This is a genomic window from Paenarthrobacter sp. 22069, assembly GCF_052046035.1.
Lineage (GTDB): Bacteria > Actinomycetota > Actinomycetes > Actinomycetales > Micrococcaceae > Arthrobacter.
In genome coordinates this window covers 26,620-50,490 of the sequence record NZ_JBQEQF010000017.1, presented here as the reverse complement: position 1 = coordinate 50,490, position 23,871 = coordinate 26,620, and the positions used below count along the sequence as shown (strand labels likewise).

Below are 23,871 nucleotides of genomic sequence, written 5' to 3'. Positions count from 1 at the left end.
TTTCTGTTGCCCTTTCTGCCTTGGCATTCCCCACCCCGCCGGCAGACCCGCGTAGCATTCGTGAGGTAGGCGCAGGTGCGGAACGCGGGGAAAGGCCACATGGGAACCGAACATCAAGCAGCCCGTTTTCGTTTGGAAGACCTGAAAATACCGGTCATCCAAGCCCCGATGGCCGGCGGGCCCTCCACGCCGGAGCTGGCGGCCGCGGTCAGCGCCGCCGGAGGGCTGGGATTCCTGGCGGCCGGCTACAAGACGGCTACAGCGATGCGGACGGACATTCAGAATCTCACGGGGCTGACGAACCGGCCCTTCGGCGTCAACCTCTTCGTTCCCCAGGCCTCCGTCGTCCACCCCGATACCCTTCAGCGCTATGCAGGTTCGCTGGCACCTGACGCTGAACGGTTCGGCGTTAGCCTGGGCGCCCCACGGCATGACGACGACGACTGGGACAACAAGCTCAAGGTCCTGCTGGACCTGGCGCCGGCGGTGGTTTCATTCACCTTCGATTTCCCCCAACCGGCCGTGGTGGAAGCCCTGCAGCACCGCGGGGTGTACGTCATCGCCACAGTGACTGCGCGTGATGAAGCACTGCGGGCCCTTGCCGCAGGCGCCGACGCGCTGTGCGTCCAGGGCCCGGAAGCCGGGGGCCACCGTGGAACCTTTGCCGCTGCTGCGCCACCGCCCGACGTTCCCCTGCACGGGATCCTTGAAAGCCTCACAGACCTGGAGGTGCCGCTCATCGCGGCGGGCGGAATTGCCACAGCGGAGCACGCCCGGGCCGCGCTCGCCGTGGGTGCCGCGGCGGTGCAGGCCGGAACAGCGTTCCTCCGCGCGGATGAGGCAGGAACCAAGCCTGCGCACCGGGCGGCCTTGTCGTCGCCCGACCGTTTTCCCACCACCGGCGTGACCCGCGCCTTCTCGGGCCGCAACGCCCGCGGCCTCTACAACGAATTCATGCGCCGCCACGACGGGGAGGCCCCCTACGGCTACCCCGAAATCCACCACCTCACCACTCCCCTGCGTGCAGCGGCTGCTGCGGCAGGGGACCCGGACTGGCTGAACCTGTGGGCAGGCATCAACTACCGGAACGCGGTGGATGCCCCGGCGGCGTCCATCCTGGCTGCCCTTCGGCCGTAAGGACTGTCCCGCCGTCGTCCCCTTCCTTAAAGCCCGACGGCGGGCCGGCCCCCTATGGGAGCAGGCCCGCCGTCGCCCGCGTTGAAAGCGAGGGTGGTGCTTTAGAGGGTGGCGGTATCGATCACGAAGCGGTACCGGACGTCCGAGGCGAGGACGCGCTCGTAGGCCTCGTTGATCTTCTCTGCCGGGATGACCTCGATCTCGGCGCCCAGGTGGTGCTCGGCGCAGAAGTTCAGCATCTCCTGGGTTTCACGGATGCCGCCGATCATGGACCCGGCGAAGGAACGGCGGCCGCCGATCAATGCGAAGGCGTTGACGGGAAGCGGCTCCGCCGGGGCACCAACGTTCACCAGGGCGCCGTCGAGCTTCAGCAGGCCAAGGTAGGAGCTGATGTCGATCGAGGCGCTGACCGTGTTGATGATCAGGTCGAAGGAGCCGGCGAGTTCGGAGAAGGTGTTCTCGTCGCTGGTGGCGAAGTAGTGGTCCGCGCCCAATTTCAGGCCGTCCTCCTGCTTCTTCAGGGACTGGGACAGGACCGTCACCTCGGCGCCCATGGCGTGCGCCAGCTTGACGGCCATGTGGCCCAGCCCGCCCAGGCCCACCACGGCAACCTTCTTGCCGGGACCGGCGCCCCAGTGGCGCAGCGGGGAGTAGGTGGTGATTCCGGCGCACAGCAGCGGCGCGGCGACGTCGAGCTCGACGCCTTCCGGGATGGTCACCACGAAGTCCTCGGTGACCACCACGTGGGTGGAGTAGCCGCCCTGGGTGATGGTGCCATCGCGGTCAACGGCACCGTAGGTGCCCACCATGCCCTTGAGGCAGTACTGCTCCTCGCCCTGGAGGCAGTTGACGCACTCCTTGCAGGAATTGACCATGCAGCCGACACCGACGCGGTCACCAACGGCGTGCTTGGTTACAGCCGAACCAACCTCGCTGACGATGCCGGCAATTTCGTGGCCGGGGACCAGCGGGTACTGCTGGGGGCCCCAGTCGCCGCGCACCGTGTGGATGTCCGAGTGGCAGATGCCGGCGAACTTGATCTCGATCATGACATCGTGCGGACCCACCTCGCGGCGCTCAATGGTGGTTGCCACCAGGTCCTCCGTGGCGGACGGGGATGCATAAGCCTTGACGGTAGTCATGGTTCTCCTCTGATCTGTTGGGGGATAACAAAAATGCTACCGGGGTTGTTCGGAGCAATCCCCGGAAAAGGCCGGTCCAGCGTGGCCCTGTTGTACCTGGTCTTGGCAGTCCTACCCTTGCCGGCCTGCAGTGGCCACGCCGGCGACTGCCGTTACGGGCGGAGCAGCACCTTGATAGCGCGCCGCTCATCCATGGCCTTGTATGCCTCCGCTGCCTGCTCCAGGGGGAGTTCGAGGTCGAAGACTTTTCCGGGATTGATTTCTCCGCGCAGGATCAGGTCAATCAACTCGGGAAGGTACTGCCGGACTGGAGCCGGGCCACCGTGCAGGTGGACGTGCGAGTAGAAAAGGTCGCGGCCGGGCAACGCCACGTCGTGCGACACCCCCACGAAGCCGACATGGCCTCCGGCGCGGGCCGCGTGGATGGCCTGCAGCATGGATTCCTGGGTGCCCACGGCTTCGAGGACGGAGTGGGCGCCGAGGCCGCCCGTGAGTTCCTTGATCTTTTTCACGCCGGCATCGCCGCGCTCTTCAACAATGTCGGTGGCGCCGAATTCGCGGGCCAGGGCCTGCCGGTCGGCATGCCGGGACATGGCGATGATCCGTTCGGCCCCCATCTGCCTGGCTGCCAGGACCCCCAACAGCCCCACGGCGCCGTCGCCCACCACCGCCACGGTCTTGCCCGGTCCTACCTCCGCCGCCTTGGCGGCGAACCACCCTGTGCCCAGGACGTCGGAGGCTGCCAGCAGCGACGGAACCTTGCCGTCGTCGGGCATCTCCGGGGTGGCCACCAGGGTGCCGTCGGCCAGCGGGACGCGCATGTACTCGGCCTGGGCGCCGCCCACGCCCTGGCGGTGCACGCAGCCGCTTTGGTAGCCGGATCGGCAGATCTCGCACGTGTTGTCCGAGGCGAAGAAGGACCCGACCACGAACTGGCCCGGCTGCACCGTTTTTACGTCTGCACCCATTTCTTCCACGATCCCCACGTACTCGTGGCCCATTGGCGAAGGCCTGGACACCTTGTCCGCGCCGCGGTAGGGCCACAGGTCCGAACCGCATACGCAGGCGGCAACGAGTTTGATGACCGCATCCGTGGACTGCCGGATGGCTGGCCTGTCACGGTCCTCGACGCGGACGTCTCCGGGGGCGTGCAGGATGGTTGCGCGCATGATGGGTCCTCCCCTGTGGTGAATTGCGGAAAGCGGACATCCCTATCAAACCCGTCCCTGCCGTCCTTAGGGAGGGTCCTGCCGTAACTGGTTCTGGCAGACCCTCCTTACGGCAAGGCCAATAGCCGTAACGTGTCCGGTATGGATAACCGAGCCGAGGTCCGGCAGTTCCTGTCCTCACGCCGTGGGCGCATTACCCCGGAACAGGCAGGCATCGAACCCTACGGCGGACGGCGCCGCGTGCCCGGCCTCCGGCGCGAGGAAGTTGCCCGCCTCGCCGGAGTCAGCGTGGACTACTACACGCGCCTGGAACGGGGAAACCTCAGTGGCGTCTCGGACAGCGTCCTGGACGCGATCGCAGGAGCGCTGGAACTGGACCGCGCCGAGCACGACCACCTCTACGACCTCGCCCGTGCAGCCAACACCTCGGGGCGCAAGCGGGCTTCCGGCGCCGCTGCGCCCGCCCCCGCGGGCGTGCGGCCGGAACTGCAGTACCTCCTGGACGCCATCACGGAAGCGCCGGCATTCATCGGCAACAACCGGATGGACATCGTTGCCGCCAACACCCTGGGCTACGCCCTGTACTCGGACCTGTACCGCAACCCGTCGCGGCCGGCCAACCACTCCCGGTTCATCTTCCTTGACCCGCGTGCCCACAACTTCTACACGGACTGGGACCGCGCCGCCAACACCAATGTCGCCATTCTCCGCCGCGAAGCGGGCCGGAACCCGCACGACAAGGGAATCGCCGAACTCATCGGTGAACTGTCCATGCGCAGTGACGAATTCCGCACCCTGTGGGCCGCGCACAACGTCCGCCGCCACTACGCCGGGACCAAGTTCTTCCAGCACCCCGTGGTGGGCCTGCTCGAACTGAATTACCAGGTCCTGGGCCTGGAGGAGGACCCCGGGCACACCCTCACCGTCTACCCGGCCACTCCGGGCAGCCCCTCCGAGCAAGGCCTGAAACTGCTGGCCTCCTGGGCGGCCACCGAAAAGATCGCGGACATGGCGCAGGGCCAGGTCCGCGCCTAATTGCCGGCTGGCATGACGGGCGTCCAGCCACATTAACGCCCGTTGCGGTTCCCTAACCCAGGTTTCGGTTCGTGGCGCCGGGTTGCCCGGTTGGTCACGCGCATGTCGCCGGATGTAGCGCCGTTTCCCCGCGTTGAGCGTGCATTGCGCGGTGCTGGCCAACGCCCCTGAGCGCGTGTTTAGGTGTTTCCACGGCACCGGCCAGGCCGTACGCACCAGCCGAAACACCTCCGCATCCCGCCGTCAACGGCGGACCCAACCACCTTCCCCACGCCACCGGGCGCACTCCGCCGGGCGCACTCCGCCGGGTGACGTCGTCGTACCCGGAATCTTCCTGAAAGGAACACCATGTCCTTCCCGGCACCACCGCCCACCCCCAGCCGCGGGCTCCCCGCGTTCACCCGCCGCCACGCCCTGGGTGCGCTCCTCGCGGTCCCCGCCGCCGCCCTGCTCTCGGCCTGCGGCGGCACCGCTACGGCAGGCGGAGACCGTATCAACCCGGCGTCCCTTGAACCCCTCGCCAACACCGTCCCCGCCGGAACCACCATCACGGTGGGTGACCCGAGCATCCGGGTGGCGCTGGAACTGTCCGGCCTGGCCAAGGAGCTGGACGGCTTTACCGTGGAATTCGCCAACATCTCCGGTGGGCCGCAAACTACCGAGGCCTTCCGCGCCAATGCGCTGGACGTCGGATCCGTGGCGGACATTCCGCCCATCCACGCCACCTGGACAGGACTCGACGTCCGCATCATCGCCGCCGGCTACCGGCAGGACGCCGTGAACCACCCTATCTACGAGCTCGGCATCGCCCCCGGAACGGGCATCAGCTCTCTCGAGGACCTGCGCGGCAGGAAGGTGGCCTACAGCCCGGGCCAGGCGCAGGGCGCACTGGTCCTGCGGATCCTGGCGAAGGCCGGGCTCACGCAGGACGACGTCAAACTCGTGGAACTGCCCAGCACCGGCGACGCCTATGCCACGGCATTGGCCGGAAAGCAGGTGGACGCGGCTCCGCTGGGCGGCGTCCAGATCAAGCGCTACCTCACCAAATACAAGGCCGACGACGCCACCACCCTCCGCCACGGGCTGCGCGATGACCCCAGCCTCCTCTACTCGCCCGCCAAGGTCCTGGCCGATCCCGCCAAGGCCGCAGCCCTGGCAGCCTATGTGAAGGTCTGGGGCAAGGCGCAGCGATGGATCGAGGACCACCCCGCCGAATGGCTGGAGGGCTACTACGTCAAGGACCAGGGCCTGTCCCCCGACGACGGCCAGTACCTGATCGACGCCACCGGGAAACGCGACCTCCCCACTTCCTGGACAGAGGCCATCGCCCGGCACCAGGAAACCATCGACCTGCTGGCCCGGGAGCAGAAGAAGCCGCAGCTGAAGGCCGCGGACCTGTACGACACGAGGTTCGAGGCCATCGCCGGCACCGCCTTCGCATCTGCAGGAAAGGCAGGGGCAGCATGAGCGCCGTACTGGACCGGCCCGTGTTGGCGCCGCACCAGGCGCAGGCCGCTGCCGGGCGGCAGGACGTGCGGCCCACCGCGAAAAGGCTGGGCCCGGGACGACGGCGGCGGCTCGCCTGGGTGGGCCCGTCGGCCCTGCTGCTGCTCTGGTCAGCCTCTTCCGCAACAGGACTCCTGGACCCGCGGATCCTGTCCGAACCCTGGACCGTGGTGGCCACCGCCGGTGAGCTGATCGCGGACGGCCGGCTCCAGGAAAACCTGGCTATTTCCGCCCAGCGGGCAGGCCTGGGCCTGGTGTCCGGGACGCTCGTGGGCGCCGTGCTGGCCCTCCTGTCCGGGCTGAGCCGGGTGGGCGAGGCACTGATCGACGGGCCGGTGCAGATCAAGCGGGCCATCCCGGGCCTGGCCCTGATTCCGCTGCTGATCCTCTGGTTCGGCATCGACGAAACCATGAAGGTCCTCACCATCACCCTGGGCGTCCTTGTCCCTGTCTATCTGCAGACCCACGCGGGCCTGCGCGGCATCGACCTGCGCTTCGTGGAACTGGCCCAGACCGTGGGACTGGGCCGGGCGGCCTTCGTCCGCAAAGTGGTGCTCCCCGGCGCACTGCCCGGGTTCTTCCTGGGCCTGCGCTTCGCCGTCACCGGCGCATGGGTGTCCCTGGTGGTGGTGGAACAGATCAACGCCACCAGCGGCATCGGCTACATGATGGAGCTCGCCCGCACGTATGGCCAGACCAACATCATCGTCCTGGGCCTGGCCGTCTACGGCATCCTCGGCCTGCTCTCCGACGCAATCGTCCGTTTCATCGAAGGAAAGGCCCTCTCATGGCAGCGCACCCTGGCGGGCTGACCGCGCCCGCACCCGCTCCAACCGCCCCTTCCGCCGTGTCTGTCCGGCAGCTGATGCGCAGTTTCGGCACCAAGACCGTGCTGGACGGCGTGGACCTGGACATCGCTGCCGGCGAGTTCGTGGCGCTGCTGGGTCCCAGCGGCTGCGGCAAAAGCACCCTGTTGCGTGCCCTCGCCGGGCTGGACCACGAGGTCAGCGGCAGCGGTGTTGTCAGTGTCCCGGAGCGCGTGTCCGTGGTGTTCCAGGACTCGCGGCTGCTGCCATGGGACACCGTGCTGGGCAACGTCGCTTTGGGTCTTCGGAAGCCCGACGCCGGGACCCGGGCGCGCAGTGCCCTCGCCGAGGTGGGCCTCGGCGGGCGTGAAAAGGCGTGGCCGCACCAGCTCTCCGGCGGCGAACAGCAGCGCGTGGCCCTGGCCCGTTCCCTGGTCCGCGAACCGCAGCTGCTGCTGGCGGACGAGCCCTTCGGAGCCCTGGATGCGCTGACCCGGATCAGGATGCACGGGCTGCTCCAGGACCTGGTGGCCGCCCACCGGCCCGCCGTCCTGCTGGTCACCCACGACGTGGACGAGGCCATCGCGTTGGCGGACCGGATAGTGGTCCTGGACCGCGGCCGCATTGCAGCCATCCGTCCGGTGCCGCCGGAAATCCGCACGTCCACCGATACCTCCGGCCACGAATCCCTGCGCCGTGACCTCCTCGCCGCGCTGGGCGTCGGGCCTGCGCACCCTGCTGAACCCGCCGCCGTCGGCCACTAACCACCCCACACCCCTCAAGGAGCCATCCATGACCGCCCACAAACCGTCCCGCCGCCAACTCCACCTCAACGCCTTCCTCATGAGCACAGGCCACCATGAAGCCTCCTGGCGGCTGCCGGAAAGCGACCCGCACGCCGGCAACAAGGTGGAGCACTACCAGCAGCTTGCCCGCACCGCCGAGCGCGGCAAACTGGACTCAATCTTTTTCGCCGACTCCCCCGTCCTGTTCGGCGAAGTGGGCCGACGGCCTGCCGGCAAGCTGGAACCCACCATATTGCTCACCGCCATCGCAGCTGCCACCGAGCGCATTGGCCTGATCGCCACCGCGTCCACCACCTACAACGAACCCTTCAACCTGGCCCGCCGCTTCGCGTCGGTGGACTGGGCCAGCGGCGGGCGCGCAGGCTGGAATGTGGTGACCACCGCCGGCCCGGACGCCGCCCGCAATTTCGGGGTGGACGACCAACCCGCCCATGCCGTCCGGTACGGGCGCGCCGCCGAGTTCATTGAGGTGGCGCAGAAGCTGTGGGACAGCTGGCAGGACGACGCCGTCCTCGCCGACAAAACAGCCGGCATCTGGGCTGACGCGGACAAGATCCGGACCATTGACCATGAGGGCAGGCACTTCAAGGTGCGCGGCCCGCTCAACGTGCCCCGGTCGCCGCAGGGCCACCCGCTGATCGTCCAGGCGGGCTCATCGGAGGACGGCAAGGACCTCGCGGCGCGTTACGCCGACGCCGTCTTCACCGCCCACCAGACCCTGGCCGACGCGCAGGAGTTCTACCGCGACCTCAAGGGGCGCACCGCTGCTGCCGGGCGGGACCCGCAGGCCATAAAGATCCTGCCGGGCATCGTGCCGGTCATCGGCCCTACCGAGGATGAGGCGCTGGAGCTGGAACGCGAACTGGACCGTCTGATCAAGCCCGAGTACGCCCGGATCCAGCTGGCCAAAACCCTGCGGGTGGATCCCGAAGACCTGCCGCTGGACCGGCAGCTGCCGGAGAACCTGCCCAGCGAGGATGAGATTGAGGGCGCCAAGAGCCGTTACACCCTGATCGTGCAGCTGGCCCGGCGGGAGCAGCTGACTGTGAGGCAGCTGATCGGGCGGCTGGGCGGCGGCCGCGGGCACCGGACCTTCGCCGGCACGCCTGGGCAGGTGGCGGACGCCATCCAGGAGTGGTTCGACGGCGGCGCGGCGGACGGCTTCAACATCATGCCGCCGGTGCTTCCCTCCGGGCTGGAGGCGTTCGTGGACCAGGTGGTGCCCATCCTGCAGTCCCGCGGCCTGTTCCGCACGGAGTACACGGGCCGGACGCTGCGCGACCACTACGGGCTGGCGCGGCCAGAAAGCCGGTACAGCAGGCAGCTGGACGCCGCATCGGCATGACCGGCAGCGGCCGTTGTCAGGGATGGTTCGACGGCGGCCCGGGCGGCTCAGCATCCGCGCGCCGTCGGCCTGCCAGCCACCCATGTTCCCCCATCAAACCGCCGTGTCCCGGTCCCGCCTTCAGAGTCTACGGTTAGGCGGGCTCCAGGCGGGTAGTCCTTAGACTGACCAGTGGACGTTGTATGCCGGGAATAACGAAGGAGCAAAACAATGAGCGGAGTAGTTGTAGTAGGTGTGGACGCCAGCCCGTCGGCACGGAAGGCTGCGGAAGTGGCCCTGGGCCTGGCGGAGTCGCTGGGGGCCTCGCTCCATGTGGTGACGGCCTTTGAAACCGAAACGGCCGAAACCTTTGGCGTGGGCTCGGACAAGGTCAGGATCTCCAACGCGGACAGCTCGGAGATCGTGGCGGGGGACCTGGCCAAGTCCCGGCCGGGCGTGCAGGTTACCCATTTCGCTGCCCGCGGCAAGCCCGCCGATTCCCTGATCAAGGAAGCCATCCGAATGGATGCCCGGCTGATCGTGGTGGGCAACCGCAGGATGCGCGGGATCGGCCGGCTGCTGGGAAGCGTCGCCAACAGCGTGGCGCACAACGCGCCGTGCGATGTCTACATCGCGAACACCTACGACGACTGACCAGGCCCCGCAAAGGGAAGAGCGGANTCGTCCGCTCTTCCCTTTTTCCGGCAGGTCAGGCCCGGTACTCTTCGTCGGTTACGTGGTCCAGCCAGGTGACCACCTGGCCGTCCGCGTCCGCTTCCTGCATGGCCACGTGCGCCATGTACCGGTCCGGGGTGGCACCATGCCAGTGCTCTTCACCGGGTTCGATGTAGACGACGTCGCCGGGGCGGATCTCCTGGACTTCCCCACCACGGCGCGCCACCAGCCCGATCCCGTCGGTCACGTACAGGGTCTGGCCCTTGGGGTGGTGGTGCCATGCGGTGCGGGCGCCGGGGGCGAACCGGACGTGCGCGCATCCGACCGCTGACTGCCCGTCCGGGTTCCGAATGCCGTCAATCTGCACCGTTCCGGTGAACCATTCCTGCGGTCCGGCTGCTGTCTGGCCGCCGCTCCTGGTGTATTTCATAATCTCCTCCTCGGGGATCGGTAAGTGGTCGGTGGGGCTACGTGGCCTGCCGGGGTGTGGCCCGGGATGCCAGGACTGACAGGGCAGCGGCGATGCAAAGGATGGCAGCTGCGGCCAGGAACGTGGCCTGGTAGCCCGAAGAATCGAACAGGACGCCGCCGAGCGTTGACCCGATGGCAATGGATGTCTGGACCACGGCGACCATCAGGCCGCCGCCGGCTTCGGCATCGTGGGGCATTGCCTCCGCCAGCCAACTCCACCAGCCGACGGGTGCGGCGGTGGACATCAGGCCCCACAGGCCGAGCAGAACCACGACGGCGGCAATCCAGCTGCCCGCGGGAACGAGCGCCGCGGCGATGACCGCCATCAGCACCGGAATGGTGGCCAGCGTGCGGTAGAGGCCCTTTCCAAGGAAGCGGCCAATCAGCAGCGTTCCCACAAAGCCCGCCACGCCGATCACCAGCAGGACAAGGGACACTGTGGCAACGTCCACGCGGGTCACGGTCTCCAGGAACGGGCGGATGTAGGTGAACAGCACAAACTGGCCCATGAAGAAGGAGCCGCAGGCGGCCATGCCCAACGCGACGGGCCGGCTCCTGAGCCCGGCGAAAATCCCGAAGACGTTGCCGGACGTGCGCTTCTCAACCGTCATCGACGGCAGGCTGATCCACTGCCAGGCCAGGGCAAGCACCGCTATGGGCACCAGGCAAAAGAACGCGCCGCGCCAACCGATGACGGAGCCAAGGTAGCTTCCCAGCGGTGCAGCCAGGACTGTGGCGAGGGCATTGCCGCCATTGAAGATCGCGAGGGCCCTGGGCACCTGGTGCGCCGGCACCAGCCGCATGGCAGTGGCTGCCGACATGGACCAGAAACCGCCGATGACCACGCCGATGAGCGCACGGCCCGCCATGAACAGCAGGTATCCGGGTGCCGTCGCCACCAATGCTCCCGAAACCGCCATCAGTGCCGTCAGGCCCAACAGGAGTGATTTGCGGTTCATGCTGCCGGCCAGGGTGGAAACTGACAGGCTGGTCAGGACGGCGAAGACGCCGGAGATGGCGATTCCCTGCCCAATCATCCCCTCTGACACCTGGAGTTCCGCGGCCATCGGAGTGAGCAGGCTGACGGGCATGAACTCTGAGGCGATCAGCGCGAAGACGCAAAGGGACATCGCGAAGACGCCGCCCCAGTGGGCCGGGTGCCGTTCAGGAGTGCTGGTTTTCTGTTGCCGGCTGGTGTGGATGAGAGGGGTTTCGGGGGCCATGGCTTCCATTCAACCGTTCGCCTCCAGCCCTAGCGAGGGCCCTGTTGTAACGGGTTTTGCCAGACCCCCTTTACGCAGCCCCCTTTACCCGGAACCTTTATGCGGTCCCTTGCTTCAACGCTGCGGGCTGGTCCTCCTGCAGGTGCCGGCCCTCTTTCCCCCCTGCTTTCGGCGGCTGTGGCTTATAGACCCACGCCACCAGCACCACGGAAATGATCATCAGCAGGAACCATGCCACCAGTTTCTCCAAGCCCACCGGGTGCCAGCCCGCCACCTGGCTGGGGTAGAGCCAGGCACCGGACCAGGTGGCAATATTTTCGGCGAGCCAGATGAACAGCGCCACCAGCAGGAAAGAGGCCACCAGGGGCATCCGGAAGCGGCGGCGGAACACGCGGAAGTGCATCACGCACCGGCCGTAGACAATTACGACGGCGGCCAGCAGCACCCAGCGCAGGTCCCAGATGTAGTGGTGGGTGAAGAAGTTGGCGTAGATCGCGCCGGCAAGGACAGCCGTGATCCAGCGGCGCGGGTAGGCGGCGAACTTCAGGTCGAACAGCCGGTAGACGCGCACCATGTACGAGCCCACGGCGGCGTACATGAAGCCGCTGAAGAGCGGCACGGCGCCGACGCGCAGCACGCCTTCCGCCTCATACGACCAGGAACCCATGTCCGTTTTGAACAGTTCCATCACGGTTCCCACTACGTGGAACAGGACAATGACCCTCAGTTCCCGCAGGGTTTCCAGCTTGAACGCCACCATCATGATTTGGATGGCGACGGCGGCAACCGTCAGGAAGTCGTTGCGCGCCAGGCCGGCGTTGCCGGGGTACCAGAGCCTGGCCGCCAGAAGCACGGCCAGCAGGGCTGCACCGAAAATGCAGGCCCATCCCTGCTTGAGGCCAAACACGACGAACTCGGTGAGCCTTGCCTTGGCCCCGCTGGCCGGCGCCGTGGCCAGGAAGCGGTGCGCGCGTTCATCGATCCGTTGCTCCACTGGTGTCGAATTACGCACTGATCCCCTGACGCGTGCCTGGCTGGCCGTTCCGCTTCAGGTCCCTGTCGAGTTCCCGCAGGCAGTAATCCTTGAACCAGTACCTGATGCCCTGTGGCAGCCTGGGGTAGGTGACGGCAAGGATGCGGAACGTGCGGTCGAAGCGGCGCTCGTGCCGGTCGCTCCACGGGAGGCCAAAATCCTTGCGCAGGGGCTCTGGAAGCAGCCCGGCAGTCAGGAACCTCGCGGGTGGGATGATGGCGCGGTACCAAAGCGCCGTGTGTTTGGGAAACAGCAGCCCCCGTCCGACGCGGACTCCGGGGTACTCCGCGCGGAGCCCCTTGAGGTGCTCCGCCCAGTAGCCGTCAAACGCTGCCCGGTCCTTCGGCCACATGCCCGCCGGCAGCTGCAGGGCGGTGCCGATCCGCGCATAGTCCTGGTACATGGCGTCGGCGGCGGCGTCGTCCAGTGGACCGTAAATTTTCTCGATAATGGTGAGTGCGGTGTCGTAAAGAGTGGCCACCACCCAGAGCTGCAGTTCCGGATCGAAGGCGCTGTAACCGGCAGATGTCTTGTCTCCGGGTCGGTGCACCGGCACGTGCGCCCGGTTGACCCTGCGGCGGACCTCATTGACCTGCGCCTCGTTTCCGTAGACGACGGCGTACACATAGGTCAGGGTGCCCTTGAGCCTGTTGACGGGGCGCTCCGTGAAAGTGCTGTGGTCGGCTACGCCCCGGCCAATGGCGGGATTGGCAAGCTGCAGCAAAATGGCACGCCCTGCCCCCGCAAGCAGGATGCCTTCCGCCCGGTAATCGGAGATGTCCTGCACCATGGAAACAGGGTACCGTCACCAGCGGACCGAAAGGAGCGGACCTTTGGCCCGTTGACATGGGGCGGAGGAGGGCCATGGACCTGTCCCTCCCCCGCCCGGGAGGCAGGGTTAACGCTCCAGGAGCGACACGTCCCGGACTGCGCCCTTGTCCGCAGAGGTGGCCATGGCGGCGTATGCGCGCAGTGCAGCGGATACTTGGCGGTCCCGGTCCTTGGGCTTGTAGCCGCCGTTAACCTCCAGCTTTTCCCGCCGTTCGGCAAGGATCTCGTCGGATACCTCCAGCTGCATGGACCGCTGGCTGATGTCGATGCTGATGATGTCGCCGTCCTCCACCAGGGCGATGGCGCCGCCGGAGGCAGCTTCCGGGGAGATGTGGCCGATGGACAGGCCGGAGGTGCCGCCGGAGAAGCGGCCGTCAGTGATGAGGGCGCACTTCTTGCCCAGGCCGCGGCCCTTGAGGAACGACGTCGGGTAAAGCATTTCCTGCATGCCCGGCCCGCCCTTGGGGCCCTCGTAGCGGATAACCACTACGTCGCCCTCCTTGACCTGCTTGTTCAGGATCTTCTCCACGGCTTCGTCCTGAGACTCGCACACCACGGCCGGGCCGGAGAAGGTCCAGATGGATTCGTCCACGCCGGCGGTCTTCACCACGGCGCCGTCGACGGCCACGTTGCCGCGCAGCACGGCCAGCCCGCCGTCCTTGGAATAGGCGTGCTCCACGGAGCGGATGCAGCCTTCCGCCGCATCCGTGTCCAGCGAGGTCCACTCGTGCGACTGGGAGAACGCGGTGGAGGACCGGACGCCGCCGGGGGCTGCGTGCCACAGGGCCTTTGCTTCCTCAGTGGCCTTGCCGCCGCGGATGTCCCAGTCATCCAGCCAGCCGTCCAGGTCATTGGAGTGCACGGAGTGGACGTCCTTGTGCAGCAGGCCGCCGCGGTTCAGCTCGCCCAGCAGGGCGGGGATGCCGCCGGCGCGGTGGACGTCCTCCATGTAGTAGGTCTTGTCCTTGGCCACGTTGGGGGCCACCTTGGCCAGGCAGGGTACCTGGCGGGACTTGGCATCCATCTCGGCCAGGCCGTAGTCCACGCCCGCCTCCTGGGCCGCGGCGAGCAGGTGCAGGATGGTGTTGGTGGAGCCGCCCATGGAGATGTCCAGGGCCATGGCGTTGTCGAAGGCCTTGGCGGTGGCGATGGAGCGCGGCAGCACGGAGTCGTCGTCGCCGTCGTAATAGCGCTTCACCAGCTCGACGACGGTGGCGCCGGCCTTTTCGTACAGTGCCTTGCGTGCGGTGTGGGTGGCCAGCACGGAACCGTTGCCCGGCAGCGACAGGCCGATGGCCTCGGTGAGGCAGTTCATGGAGTTGGCGGTGAACATGCCGGAGCAGGACCCGCAGGTGGGGCAGGCGTTCTCTTCGATGAGGTTGATGTCGGCATCGGAGATGGACTCGTCCACGGCGTCGGCGATCGCGTTCACCAGGTCCAGGGAGCGCACGGAGCCGTCGGTCAGGGTCACGCGCCCGGCCTCCATGGGGCCGCCGGAGACGAAGACCACGGGGATGTTCAGGCGCAGTGCGGCCATGAGCATGCCGGGGGTGATCTTGTCGCAGTTCGAGATGCAGACCAGGGCGTCGGCGCAGTGCGCGTTGACCATGTACTCCACGGAGTCGGCGATCAGGTCGCGGGACGGCAGCGAGTAGAGCATGCCGGAGTGGCCCATGGCGATGCCGTCGTCCACGGCGATGGTGTTGAACTCGCGCGGTACAGCGCCGGCGGCGAGGATCGCGTCGGAGACGATCCGGCCCACCGGGGCAAGGTGCGTGTGGCCCGGGACGAATTCGGTAAAGGAGTTGGCGACCGCGATGATCGGCTTGCCGATGTCAGAGTTGGCGACGCCGGAGGCGCGCAGCAGTGCGCGGGCGCCGGCCATGTTGCGGCCATGGGTGACTGTTTTAGAGCGGAGTGCAGGCATGCTTACCATCCTCTTGCCTGGGCGACGCGGACGGAAGACAGCGCTGCTACTAGTAGTGGGAGTACCAGAGTAATAGTATTTGTGCGTGAGTGATCCCGGCCGCCGAAAAGAACTCGGCCTGTTCCTGCGGGCGCGGCGCGACCAGGCACTGCGGGGCGATTACGGCCTGCCGCCGGTGGGACGCACGCGGGAGCGGGGGCTCCGCCGCGAGGAGGTGGCGTTCCTTTCCGGCGTCAGCGTCACCTGGTACACCTGGCTGGAGCAGGGCCGGGACATCAGTCCGTCCCGGCAGGTCTTAGAAGCCATCAGCCGCGCGCTGCACCTATCAAGCACCGGCCTGGCGTATGTGCTGTCGCTGGGCGGATACGCATCGGTTGCACCGGCCGGACCGGCCGCCGATACTGCTCCTCCCCACATCCAGCGCCTCCTGGATGCGCTGGACCCCAACCCGTCCTTCGCACTCTTTCCGGACTGGGGCGTAGCCGGCTGGAACAAGGCCTACGCCGCGCTGTATCCCAACATCGCCAACGTGCCGGCGGCAGACCGGAACCTGCTCTGGCTGGTCTTCACGGACCCCTACGTCCGGGACCTGCTGCCCGACTGGGAAACCACCAGCAAACGCTTCCTTGCCGAGTTCCGGGCCGAAACCGGGCAGCGGCTGGGCGACCCGGACATCCAGTACCAGGTCGAGCGGCTCAAGGAAGCCAGCCCCGAGTTCAAACAGGGCTGGGATCTGTACGACATCCTGGGCTTCGAGTCCCGCGAGCGGCTCTTCCACCACCCGGCAGTGGGCGTCCTCCAACTGGAACACCACCAAGTGTCCCCGTCAGACCGGCCGGACCTGCATATCGTGGTCTACACACCGGCCCCGGGCAGCAACGCCGGGGCGCAAATGCAGTCCCTGCTGTCCAAGGCAGGCTAGCCGGCTGCCGGACCAAGGAAAGCGAGCGCAGCGGCAGCCTGGGCCCGGGTGGCCATGCCCAGGGTGGAATCCACGGCCGGCAGGAAGAACGGCGAGTGGTTGGCCGGAATGTCGGTGTCCACGGTCCCCGCCGCCACCGCACGCCGGTAGGTGTCCCGGGGCACGGAGCCGACGATCCAGTAGACGTAGGGGATTCCAAAGGAATCGGGGATGCGGCTGAAGTCCTCGGAGGCCGTCTGCGGGGCAGTGCGGTAAACGGCGTCGGCACCGAAGGTCCTGGTGAACGCCGTCGTGACCCGGGCGTTGGCCTCGGGGTCGTTGCTGGTGAGCGGGTACTGGTCGTAGTACTCGAACTCCGGATCCTGCGGAGAGCCCGCGGCAGCGCACTCGCCCCGCACGATCCGTTCGATGGCGGCGATCATCTGGCTGCGGGTCGCCATGCTGTAGGTGCGGAGGTTGAGCAGCAGTTCCGCCCGGTCAGGGATGATGTTGGCTGTTGCGCCGGCATTGACCGCGCCAACGGTCAGGACCGCGAACTCCCCCGGGTTTGTTTCCCGTGACACCACAGTCTGCAGGCGCAGGACAATGGAGGCCGCGAGCACCACCGGGTCCACAGCCTTGTGCGGCATGGACCCGTGGGCGCCGCGGCCATGCACGGTGACCCGGATGGAATCACCGGCCGACAGGATGGGCCCTGGTGTGGTGCCAATCGTCCCCGCCTGGGTGGGCATGACGTGCTGGGCCAGTGCAACGTCCGGCCTCGGGATGCCGGCGGCCAGGCCGTCGTCGAGCATTGCCTGAGAGCCTGCCGCTGTCTCCTCCGCCGGTTGGAAGAGGGCAATGTATGTGCCGGACCAGCCCTCACGGTTCCCGGCCAGGTACTTAGCTGCGCCAAGCAACGCCACCACGTGCATGTCGTGGCCGCAGGCGTGCATCACGCCGGGCACGGCTGAGGCGTAGGAAGCCCCCGTTGCCTCGGTGACGGGGAGGGCGTCCATGTCAGCCCTGGCAAGGACGCAGGGACCGGCACCATTGGCAAGGACGCCTACGACGCCGGTACCGCCAAAGTGCCGCACGTCGAAACCCCAGCCGGCCAGGTTGTCCGCTGCCGCTGCGGACGTTTCGTGTTCGGCCAGGCCGAGCTCCGGATGCCGATGGAACTGCTCGTACAGCGGAATCTGCCAGTCCAGCTCCTGGCCGATGCCGTCCTTCAGGCTGTCCATGAGGTCCATGCGAGCGCTCCTCCCGGCCGGTTGCACCGGCTCCCTCCGCCACCTTAAGCACGCCCAACCACGGTGTCCATGGGCACAGGAAAGCGGCCGGTGGCGGGAGTTCCCCCCACCGGCCGCCGTGTCCTGGACGCTAGGCCGGCACCTCCTGCCGCACCACGGCCGGCTCGAACCGGGCACCCGCGCCCGGGAATACCGGCACCTCAATCCGCGCGTGGGTGTGGACCTCGGAAACCGTGGCCTTGGTGTGCCGGGCGATCTGCTCCATGGTGGTGACCCACATGCCATCCATCGCCTTTACGCGCTCGATGAGCTGTTCCAGCGCCACGGCCTTGGACGGCCGCCCGGAGATGAAGGGGTGGTTGGTCAGGACAAAGCAGCTGCCTTGGGAGTGGTGTGCCTCGGCCTCCAGCCTCCACATCTCGAGGACCTTGGCAGGGCTTTCGATCACTCCGCTGCCCGTCACGCCGGGGTAGAACGCGTACTGCTCCCAGTCATCAAGGGTCCAGTCCACGGGAATCTCCACGATGTCCCGGGGATCATCCGCGGCGACGGCGAAGCGGTAGGGGGCGTCGCCGTCGAGCAGGCTGGAATCATAGAGGAAGCCGCGGTCCGCCAGCAGGCCGGGCGAGTGCCAGTTCAGCTCCCACCACGGCGCCCGGTAGCCCACCGGGCGGACACCTGCCACCTTGGCCAGCGCATCCAGGCCGCGGTCGATGTAGCTGGCTTCGGTGGCGGCGTCGATGCCCTGCATGGGTTCGTGGAGGTAGCCGTGGTGTGCCACCTCGTGGCCGCCGTCAACGATCTGCCGCACCACATCCGGGTAGGACTCCGCGGTGAAACCGGGGATGAAGAACGTGGCCCGGATGTCCTGGCGGGCCAGGATCCCGAGGAGCCTCGGGACTGCGACTTTGGGGCCGTAGGACTGGTGGGTCATCAGCGACATGCGCCGGGTGCTGGTGGGATCGTGGGCGATGGTGCAGGATTCGGCGTCCATGTCGAAGGTGAAGGAGGCGGCTGCTTTGGCGCCGTCGGGCCAAACGATGGGGTGCAGCGGGTCCGCGATGGCGGGCTGGTTCACGGGAAGTCCTTTCGGCGGGCGCAGTGCGCCCGCCTGGTCTTGGAGAAGAGGAGTTGTGCCGGTTAGAGGGCGGGAAGGGCCGGCGCGCTGTCAGCGGATGTGGCCTCTTCACCGGCAGCGGCGTCTGCTTGCTGCGCTGCGCTGCGCTCCAGGGCGAGGTAGCGGACGTGGTACCGCGGGCCGAGGATGGCGTAGACCGCGGCGCTGGTGAGGCCGCCGGCCAGCCAGGACAGGTCCCAACCGCCCAGGGCCACCGCGATGGGGCCCTGCATGACGGGGATCAGGCCGTACATGAACAGCCAGGTGGCGAAGATGCCGGCCACGAGGGAGATGACCCCTGCCCAGTTGACGCCGGGCAGCCGCTTGGTTCCCACGGCGTCGAACAGGCGCTCCGGCTCGCCGGGCCACCGCTTGTCCAGCCAGAAGTAGTGCACCAGCATGATCCCGCCCCAGGCAGCCACCCAGGCCACCAGGCCGATCAGCCAGGCGTCGAGGACCGCGGCGAAGTCCTCCTGGAAGATGAAGAAGACGACGGCGGCGAGGGAGAAGACACCGACGAACAGGTTGAGCTTGCGGCGGCTGATGGAGATGTCCAGGGCTTGGGTGGCCACCGAGAAGGTGTAGATGTTCAGGATGTTGGTGGCGATGGGTCCGTGGAGCACCATCAGCAGCACCGGCAGGGCCATGGCGCCGAAGTTGAGCACGATCAGCTTGCCGGGATCGATTTCTCCGCTGTTGGTGGCAAGGCTGGCGCCCAGGACGCCGAGCCACACTACGGGGATGAACTGGCCCAGCACTGAAGCGAGGTAGACCTTCTTCTTGGGGACGCTGGTGCTGACGAACCGCGAGTAGTCCGCGGCGTAGGTGAACCAGGTGATGCCCCAGCCAATGCCGATGGCGGTCATGACGGCGCTCATGGCGGCGATCCGCTCCGAGCCCTCGAGGATGGCGCCTGCGGGTCCGGCGTAGCCCCAGTCGATGTCCATGCCGAACCAGGCGACGGCAGACATGACAGCCAGGATGAGGATGGTGGGCGGTACCGTCCATTTCTCAAAGGCCGCAATGGCCTTGTAGCCGAACCAGGCGATGGCTACCTGGAGGGCCATGATGAAGGTGGCGACGCCGATCTTCGAGGCGTAGTTGGGGGCATCCGGGTCCACCCAGCCAAGGGTTCCGAAGAGTGCCATCACCAGGTCCAGGATGATCCAGGTGTTTACCGCGCACCAACCGATCACCAGGAGCGCCTGGATGGCGGCCGGCAGGTAGTTGCCGCGGCGGCCGAACGCTGCCCGGGCCAGGACCATGCCGGTAGCTCCGGTCTTTTGGCCCAGAAGGACGAAGCAGCCAAAGAGCAGCATGCCGATCAGGTTGCCCAGCACCAGGACGGTGATGGTGTCCGCCAGTCCAAGTCCCAGCTGGATACCGAGTGCCCCCAGCACCCAGTTGATGGGAGCCAAGTTGGCGCCCGCCCAGATCCAGAACTGGCCGGATACCTTGCGTGTTCTTGCTGATTCGGGGATGGGCTGCAGCCAGGCTTCGTGGTCCACAACGCTGTGGTCCTGCGCCGCCTGGCCAGATTGGCCGTGCGTGGCTGTTGAAAGCTTTTCTTGCATGGGGGCCTCCGTGAGGTGAATAAGTACCAAAAGGCTATGTGGCCCTCATCACAACCAACAAGATACAATCTGTCGAACAGATTCCCCTATTACGTTACGGATCGTCGTGTCAGTGTTTCTTGGCGAAATACTCGCCCACCCCGCCCTCGCCGCCGCCGACCCCCTGGTCCACCCGCGGGGCGTAGCGGCGGATTCGCAGCCCGTCCGCTGGGTGCACTCCAGCGAGGTCCTGGACATCGCTCCCCTGCTTCGCGGCGGGGAACTGTTGCTCTGCGGCGGCATCACCCTTGCCACCGCCACGCCCGCGAGGCGTGAAGACTACGTGCGCGAACTGGCCCAGAAAGGCATTGCCGCGCTGGCTGTCGAGACCGGCGGCGCCCTGCCCGGGATTCCTGAAGACATGCTCCGCACGGCAGAGGAATTCGGCCTTCCACTTGTGGAGCTGCGCAAGGTGGTTCCGTTTGTGGGCGTCATGCAGGCCATTAACTCCATGCTGGTCAGCGAGTCCGTGGGCCACCTGCAGCAGGCCGACGCGGCCACCCGCGCCATGGCGGCCGAGCTGGCCCACGGGGCCTCGCTCGACAAGATCCTGGGAGTGCTGGCCGGCATCACCAGGTCCGCGGTCAGGCTCACGTCCCCCTGGGGAGTCACGATGGGCAGCGCGGTTCCGGAGAGCTGGGCCGTCAGGGATAACCCGGCAGCGGACGACGACGGCCCTGAGCCGGGCGGGGACGGCACCTTTGGCAGGGCGGGCGGGGAAACGGTGCTGAATGTGGACATCCCTGTGCGTGGAGTCCTCATGGGCCGGCTCGAGGTGCGGGTGCCGGACGCTGCGGACGTAGCGCTGGCACAGGTGGCCGGGGAACGGGCTGAGGACATCCTGGGGCTTGCGCTGCTGCAGCACACCCCGCCGGGCCTGCACGCCCTGGCCGGCGCGGAACTGATGCGCGCGGTACTGAACTCATCCCCGGAGTGGCGCCTTGAGCAATTGGCTCCGGGGGCCGGTTTTCCCACCGATTCCCCGGCAGTGGTGGCGGCAATCCATGCAGCGTCCCCGCAGGAGCTGCGGGGCGCCGTCGAAACCTTCCTGAGCACGCGCCGCATTCCCTGCGCCGCCTACCTGGACGACGCCGAGCTGGTGGTCATGATCGGGCTGCCCTGCACCGATACGCCCAGCGAACGGCGCCAGCTGGTGGAGTCGCTCCGGAGCCTGGAGGGTGACCACGATGCCGTGATCGCCGTGGGACCCCTGGCGGGCGGCGTGGCCGAGGCTGCCTGGTCGCTCGCGGAGGCACGGCGTGCACTGGAGGTGCGCCAGATCCGCCGCCGGAACGCGTCGGCGCGCCGGCGGTTCCCGGCCCGCGGCCTGGTGGTGGTGGACGCGGAGGACGCCGCCGTGGAAAGCCTCTCCCTGACCTGCCTGGACGCCACGGCGCGGGAGGCATTCGTCAACCGGCAGCTCCGGGCAGTCCTGGAGCACGATGCCCAGCGGCAGTCCCAGCTGCTGGAGACCCTGCAGGTGTGGCTGGACTCCGGCTGCAACACAGCGCAGTCCGCCCGCGAACTGCACCTGGAGCGGCAGTCCATGCACCACCGGCTGCAGCGGATTTTCGAGCTCTGCGGGGGCGATCCGCGGGGCACGGGAAGGCTGGCGGCACTGCACCTCGCGGCCCGGATGGCCGGCCTGCCCTGACCGGTAGGCCGCTGTGGCAAATTGCCGTTCCGGCAATCGGTGAATTCCCATGAATTTAAGCTGAGGCATAGGGGCAACAATTAGGGGCAGCCCGGGATTGTTTTTGAATGCCTTGAGCACCAACACTGATCGAACTGGGATTCAGCGGTGGTATTTAACTCCGGGAGCCAAATTGATCAATATTCCGTTTTTCCACCGGCGCAGGCGTGCCAATAGCGCCGGGTTTTCCTTACCTTTCCCATCGCGGGTTGAAGGCCCGCCCGGTCCCCGTCCGCGCCAATGGCCGGACTTGCGCCTCCCTGGACTCGTGACGGCATTGCTGGTTGTACTGGCGGCACTCGTGGCGCCTATTCCGGCGTCGGCTGCCACCGGCGATGTTGGTGTTGCAGGTCCGTTTCATGCGGGCACGGAGACTCCCACGGGTACCAAGCGGGCCACAAGTTCTTTGTGGTTTAACGACGGCTCCTGGTGGGGAAATCTGTGGAATTCCACATCGTCGAATTTCCATATCTTTAAGTTCAATGCGGGGACGAGTTCCTGGGCGGATACGGGAGTGGCAACAGATTCGCGTCCCAACACCCATCATGATGTTTTGTGGGACGGAAAGACGCTGTATGTCGCGAGCTACAAGTTCGTTGATGACGGCCTGCCCGCCGAGCCTGGTTTCCCCACGACAATGCGCCGCTACAGCTACGACTCCAGTGCGAAGAAGTACACGCTGCTGGGTTCCAGCCAAATCAATAACTCAAAAATTGAAGTCCTGACCATCGACAAGGACTCCACGGGCAGAATCTGGTCCAGCTGGCAGCAGGACAACAGGATCTACGTGAACGTCACCGCCACTGACGGCAAGACCTGGGGCACCCCATTCCAGCTTCCGGGAGCAATGAGCAACGTTTCCGTGGACGATACCTCGGCCGTGATTGCCTTCGACGGGAAGATCGGCGTGATGTGGAGCCGACAGATGGGCGACTCCACCGACGGCATGTACTGGAGCTACCACGTCGATGGCGCGTCGGCCACCACATGGAGTACCCCCGTGGCGGCAGTGTCCGGGCAGCGCAGCAGTGATGACCATATGAACCTGAAGTGGCTGGATTCCTCAGGCGGCCGGGTGTTTGCGGCCATCAAGACCTCGTACATCTCGGCATCCCAGCCTCTGATCGAGTTGCTGGCTCTCAGCGGCACCAGTTGGTCGGCGCACACGATCGCAACCGTTGCCGAGTGTCCCAACCGGGTGATCGTCATGATTGACGAGAGCACCCAAAGGCTGCGTACCTTCGCCACCTATCCAAAGCCATCGGGCACAACGGACGCCGGTGTCTGCACCACCTCCGGCGGGGCGATCTACGAGAAGTCCACACCGCTGGACAACATCAACTTCACCACCACCAAGACGGCACGCATTGTCGACGCCGACCAGTTTGTACACAACGTGACCTCCACGAAGCAGAACGTCAACAGTGCCGCGGGGGGCACAGCGAACAGCGGCCTGTTGGTGCTTGCGGATGTCAACGCCACCAAGCAGTACTGGCACTACTACGACCCCACCGGCGGCGGTGGAAGCTCTGACGCTACCGCCCCGACAGTGACCGCCACCTCCCCGGCCGCAGGCGCCACCGGAGTTTCAGTGACGGCAAACGTGACAGGAACCTTCTCGGAGGCCATGGACCCCTCCACGATCACGTCCGGCACGGTCACGCTCACCGGCGGGACGGTGGCCGTGACAGGCACTGTGACGTACGGGGCCACCGGAAAGGTTGCAACACTGGACCCCGGCGCAGACCTTGCTGCCGGGACGACGTACACGGCGACCCTCAAGGGCGGCAGCAGCGGCGTGAAGGATGTTGCCGGTAACGCCCTGGCCGCGGACAAGACCTGGACCTTCACCACAGCCGGCACCGCGACCTCGCAAACTCCGATTGCCGTGAAGGCGGCTTCACTGAACGGCGCACTGGGAGCGGCAACCACTCCGGAGGTCTACGGGCTGAGGGACAACGGCGGGTACCAGTGCTTTGAGCGCGGATGCATCCTCTACTCGCCGGCTTCAGGGGCACATGTCTCAGCGGGGCCGATCCGGAGCCTCTGGGCAGCCACCGGGTTCGAAAACGGCAGCCTCGGCTACCCGGTCACGGACGAAGTGGGCGGCCTCAAAGACGGCGGCGTCTTCCAGAACTACCAGGGCGGCGCCATCATCTGGTCACCCGCCACCGGGGCGCACATCTCCATAGGCGCAATCCGGAGCCTC

General features: G+C 66.9%; 20 protein-coding genes. 10 read left to right on the top strand and 10 right to left on the bottom strand.

Translation table 11 applies throughout. The annotated features are described in order from the left end of the window. Positions 1–99: 99 nt before the first annotated feature. Positions 100–1,137 carry a nitronate monooxygenase gene (locus tag ACTJK0_RS14785; protein WP_440745687.1) on the top strand — a complete coding sequence of 346 codons (1,038 nt, stop codon included), beginning with the start codon at positions 100–102 and terminating at the stop codon, positions 1,135–1,137. A 101-nt stretch (positions 1,138–1,238) separates the two neighbouring features. Here the strand turns inward: ACTJK0_RS14785 and ACTJK0_RS14780 are convergent, their stop codons facing one another. Both ACTJK0_RS14780 and ACTJK0_RS14775 read right to left on the bottom strand, forming a co-directional pair. Continuing rightward, the gene (locus ACTJK0_RS14780; RefSeq protein ID WP_440745686.1) at positions 1,239–2,279 is read right to left on the bottom strand and encodes an NAD(P)-dependent alcohol dehydrogenase; all 1,041 of its coding nucleotides are present in this window, start codon (positions 2,277–2,279) and stop codon (positions 1,239–1,241) included. A gap of 152 nt (positions 2,280–2,431) precedes the next feature. After that, the gene (locus ACTJK0_RS14775) at positions 2,432–3,448 is read right to left on the bottom strand and encodes a zinc-dependent alcohol dehydrogenase family protein (RefSeq protein WP_440745685.1); all 1,017 of its coding nucleotides are present in this window, start codon (positions 3,446–3,448) and stop codon (positions 2,432–2,434) included. Positions 3,449–3,589: 141 nt separating this feature from the next. On the opposite strand from ACTJK0_RS14775, the gene ACTJK0_RS14770 reads away from it, so the two are divergent. From ACTJK0_RS14770 to ACTJK0_RS14745, 6 genes are all read left to right on the top strand, one after another. Further along, entirely contained in the window at positions 3,590–4,483 is an 894-nt protein-coding gene (locus ACTJK0_RS14770; RefSeq protein ID WP_440745684.1) for a helix-turn-helix transcriptional regulator, read from the top strand. Between the two features lie 348 nt (positions 4,484–4,831). Continuing rightward, positions 4,832–5,950, top strand: a complete 1,119-nt coding sequence (locus ACTJK0_RS14765) for an ABC transporter substrate-binding protein (protein ID WP_440745683.1) — start codon at positions 4,832–4,834, stop codon at positions 5,948–5,950. Continuing rightward, positions 5,947–6,801 (top strand): ABC transporter permease, encoded by an 855-nt coding sequence (locus tag ACTJK0_RS14760; protein WP_440745682.1) that lies wholly within the window; start codon positions 5,947–5,949, stop codon positions 6,799–6,801. Before ACTJK0_RS14765 ends, ACTJK0_RS14760 begins: the two co-directional genes overlap by 4 nt. Then, positions 6,777–7,559, top strand: coding sequence for an ABC transporter ATP-binding protein (locus ACTJK0_RS14755; protein ID WP_440745681.1), 783 nt, complete (start codon positions 6,777–6,779; stop codon positions 7,557–7,559). The genes ACTJK0_RS14760 and ACTJK0_RS14755 overlap by 25 nt, the downstream gene beginning before the upstream one ends. A 28-nt stretch (positions 7,560–7,587) precedes the next feature. Next, positions 7,588–8,946, top strand: coding sequence for an LLM class flavin-dependent oxidoreductase (locus tag ACTJK0_RS14750; protein WP_440745680.1), 1,359 nt, complete (start codon positions 7,588–7,590; stop codon positions 8,944–8,946). Between the two features lie 210 nt (positions 8,947–9,156). Then, entirely contained in the window at positions 9,157–9,579 is a 423-nt protein-coding gene (locus ACTJK0_RS14745; RefSeq protein WP_440745679.1) for a universal stress protein, read from the top strand. Positions 9,580–9,634: 55 nt separating this feature from the next. Here ACTJK0_RS14745 and ACTJK0_RS14740 read toward each other — a convergent pair whose 3' ends face one another. The 5 genes from ACTJK0_RS14740 to ilvD form a co-directional block, all read right to left on the bottom strand. Further along, on the bottom strand, positions 9,635–10,030 hold the full coding sequence (locus tag ACTJK0_RS14740; protein ID WP_110541794.1) for a (R)-mandelonitrile lyase: 396 nt from the start codon (positions 10,028–10,030) through the stop codon (positions 9,635–9,637). 37 nt (positions 10,031–10,067) lie between these two features. Next, positions 10,068–11,294: an MFS transporter gene (locus ACTJK0_RS14735; protein ID WP_440745678.1), complete on the bottom strand. Its 1,227-nt coding sequence runs from the start codon at positions 11,292–11,294 to the stop codon at positions 10,068–10,070. A gap of 97 nt (positions 11,295–11,391) precedes the next feature. Beyond that, positions 11,392–12,306 carry a DUF817 domain-containing protein gene (locus ACTJK0_RS14730; protein WP_440745677.1) on the bottom strand — a complete coding sequence of 305 codons (915 nt, stop codon included), beginning with the start codon at positions 12,304–12,306 and terminating at the stop codon, positions 11,392–11,394. After that, positions 12,299–13,117, bottom strand: a complete 819-nt coding sequence (locus tag ACTJK0_RS14725) for an oxygenase MpaB family protein (protein ID WP_440745676.1) — start codon at positions 13,115–13,117, stop codon at positions 12,299–12,301. Before ACTJK0_RS14725 ends, ACTJK0_RS14730 begins: the two co-directional genes overlap by 8 nt. Before the next feature lie 108 nt (positions 13,118–13,225). Next, entirely contained in the window at positions 13,226–15,085 is a 1,860-nt protein-coding gene (ilvD, locus tag ACTJK0_RS14720) for a dihydroxy-acid dehydratase (protein WP_440745675.1), read from the bottom strand. 85 nt (positions 15,086–15,170) lie between these two features. Between ilvD and ACTJK0_RS14715 the strand changes: the two genes are divergently transcribed. Beyond that, complete coding sequence (locus ACTJK0_RS14715) at positions 15,171–16,007, top strand: helix-turn-helix transcriptional regulator (protein ID WP_440745674.1); 837 nt, start codon at positions 15,171–15,173, stop codon at positions 16,005–16,007. Here ACTJK0_RS14715 and ACTJK0_RS14710 read toward each other — a convergent pair. The 3 genes from ACTJK0_RS14710 to ACTJK0_RS14700 form a co-directional block, all read right to left on the bottom strand. Beyond that, the gene (locus ACTJK0_RS14710; protein WP_440745673.1) at positions 16,004–17,239 is read right to left on the bottom strand and encodes an amidohydrolase; all 1,236 of its coding nucleotides are present in this window, start codon (positions 17,237–17,239) and stop codon (positions 16,004–16,006) included. The genes ACTJK0_RS14715 and ACTJK0_RS14710 overlap by 4 nt on opposite strands. Positions 17,240–17,369: 130 nt before the next feature. Further along, positions 17,370–18,317, bottom strand: a complete 948-nt coding sequence (locus ACTJK0_RS14705) for a polysaccharide deacetylase family protein (RefSeq protein WP_440745672.1) — start codon at positions 18,315–18,317, stop codon at positions 17,370–17,372. 62 nt (positions 18,318–18,379) lie between these two features. Beyond that, positions 18,380–19,930 carry a purine-cytosine permease family protein gene (locus tag ACTJK0_RS14700; RefSeq protein WP_440745671.1) on the bottom strand — a complete coding sequence of 517 codons (1,551 nt, stop codon included), beginning with the start codon at positions 19,928–19,930 and terminating at the stop codon, positions 18,380–18,382. 106 nt (positions 19,931–20,036) lie between these two features. On the opposite strand from ACTJK0_RS14700, the gene ACTJK0_RS14695 reads away from it, so the two are divergent. Both ACTJK0_RS14695 and ACTJK0_RS14690 read left to right on the top strand, forming a co-directional pair. Further along, entirely contained in the window at positions 20,037–21,623 is a 1,587-nt protein-coding gene (locus ACTJK0_RS14695; RefSeq protein WP_440745670.1) for a PucR family transcriptional regulator, read from the top strand. Positions 21,624–22,176: 553 nt separating this feature from the next. After that, positions 22,177–23,871, top strand: a 1,695-nt coding sequence (locus ACTJK0_RS14690) for an Ig-like domain-containing protein (RefSeq protein WP_440745669.1), incomplete at its 3' end; no start/stop codon positions are given.

Coding starts and splice junctions, on each gene's coding strand:
- ACTJK0_RS14785 (WP_440745687.1), top strand. CDS start 100: ATGGGAACCGAACATCAAGCAGCCCGTTTTCGTTTGGAAGACCTGAAA.
- ACTJK0_RS14780 (WP_440745686.1), bottom strand. CDS start 2,279: ATGACTACCGTCAAGGCTTATGCATCCCCGTCCGCCACGGAGGACCTG.
- ACTJK0_RS14775 (WP_440745685.1), bottom strand. CDS start 3,448: ATGCGCGCAACCATCCTGCACGCCCCCGGAGACGTCCGCGTCGAGGAC.
- ACTJK0_RS14770 (WP_440745684.1), top strand. CDS start 3,590: ATGGATAACCGAGCCGAGGTCCGGCAGTTCCTGTCCTCACGCCGTGGG.
- ACTJK0_RS14765 (WP_440745683.1), top strand. CDS start 4,832: ATGTCCTTCCCGGCACCACCGCCCACCCCCAGCCGCGGGCTCCCCGCG.
- ACTJK0_RS14760 (WP_440745682.1), top strand. CDS start 5,947: ATGAGCGCCGTACTGGACCGGCCCGTGTTGGCGCCGCACCAGGCGCAG.
- ACTJK0_RS14755 (WP_440745681.1), top strand. CDS start 6,777: ATGGCAGCGCACCCTGGCGGGCTGACCGCGCCCGCACCCGCTCCAACC.
- ACTJK0_RS14750 (WP_440745680.1), top strand. CDS start 7,588: ATGACCGCCCACAAACCGTCCCGCCGCCAACTCCACCTCAACGCCTTC.
- ACTJK0_RS14745 (WP_440745679.1), top strand. CDS start 9,157: ATGAGCGGAGTAGTTGTAGTAGGTGTGGACGCCAGCCCGTCGGCACGG.
- ACTJK0_RS14740 (WP_110541794.1), bottom strand. CDS start 10,030: ATGAAATACACCAGGAGCGGCGGCCAGACAGCAGCCGGACCGCAGGAA.
- ACTJK0_RS14735 (WP_440745678.1), bottom strand. CDS start 11,294: ATGGCCCCCGAAACCCCTCTCATCCACACCAGCCGGCAACAGAAAACC.
- ACTJK0_RS14725 (WP_440745676.1), bottom strand. CDS start 13,117: ATGGTGCAGGACATCTCCGATTACCGGGCGGAAGGCATCCTGCTTGCG.
- ilvD (WP_440745675.1), bottom strand. CDS start 15,085: ATGCCTGCACTCCGCTCTAAAACAGTCACCCATGGCCGCAACATGGCC.
- ACTJK0_RS14710 (WP_440745673.1), bottom strand. CDS start 17,239: ATGGACCTCATGGACAGCCTGAAGGACGGCATCGGCCAGGAGCTGGAC.
- ACTJK0_RS14700 (WP_440745671.1), bottom strand. CDS start 19,930: ATGCAAGAAAAGCTTTCAACAGCCACGCACGGCCAATCTGGCCAGGCG.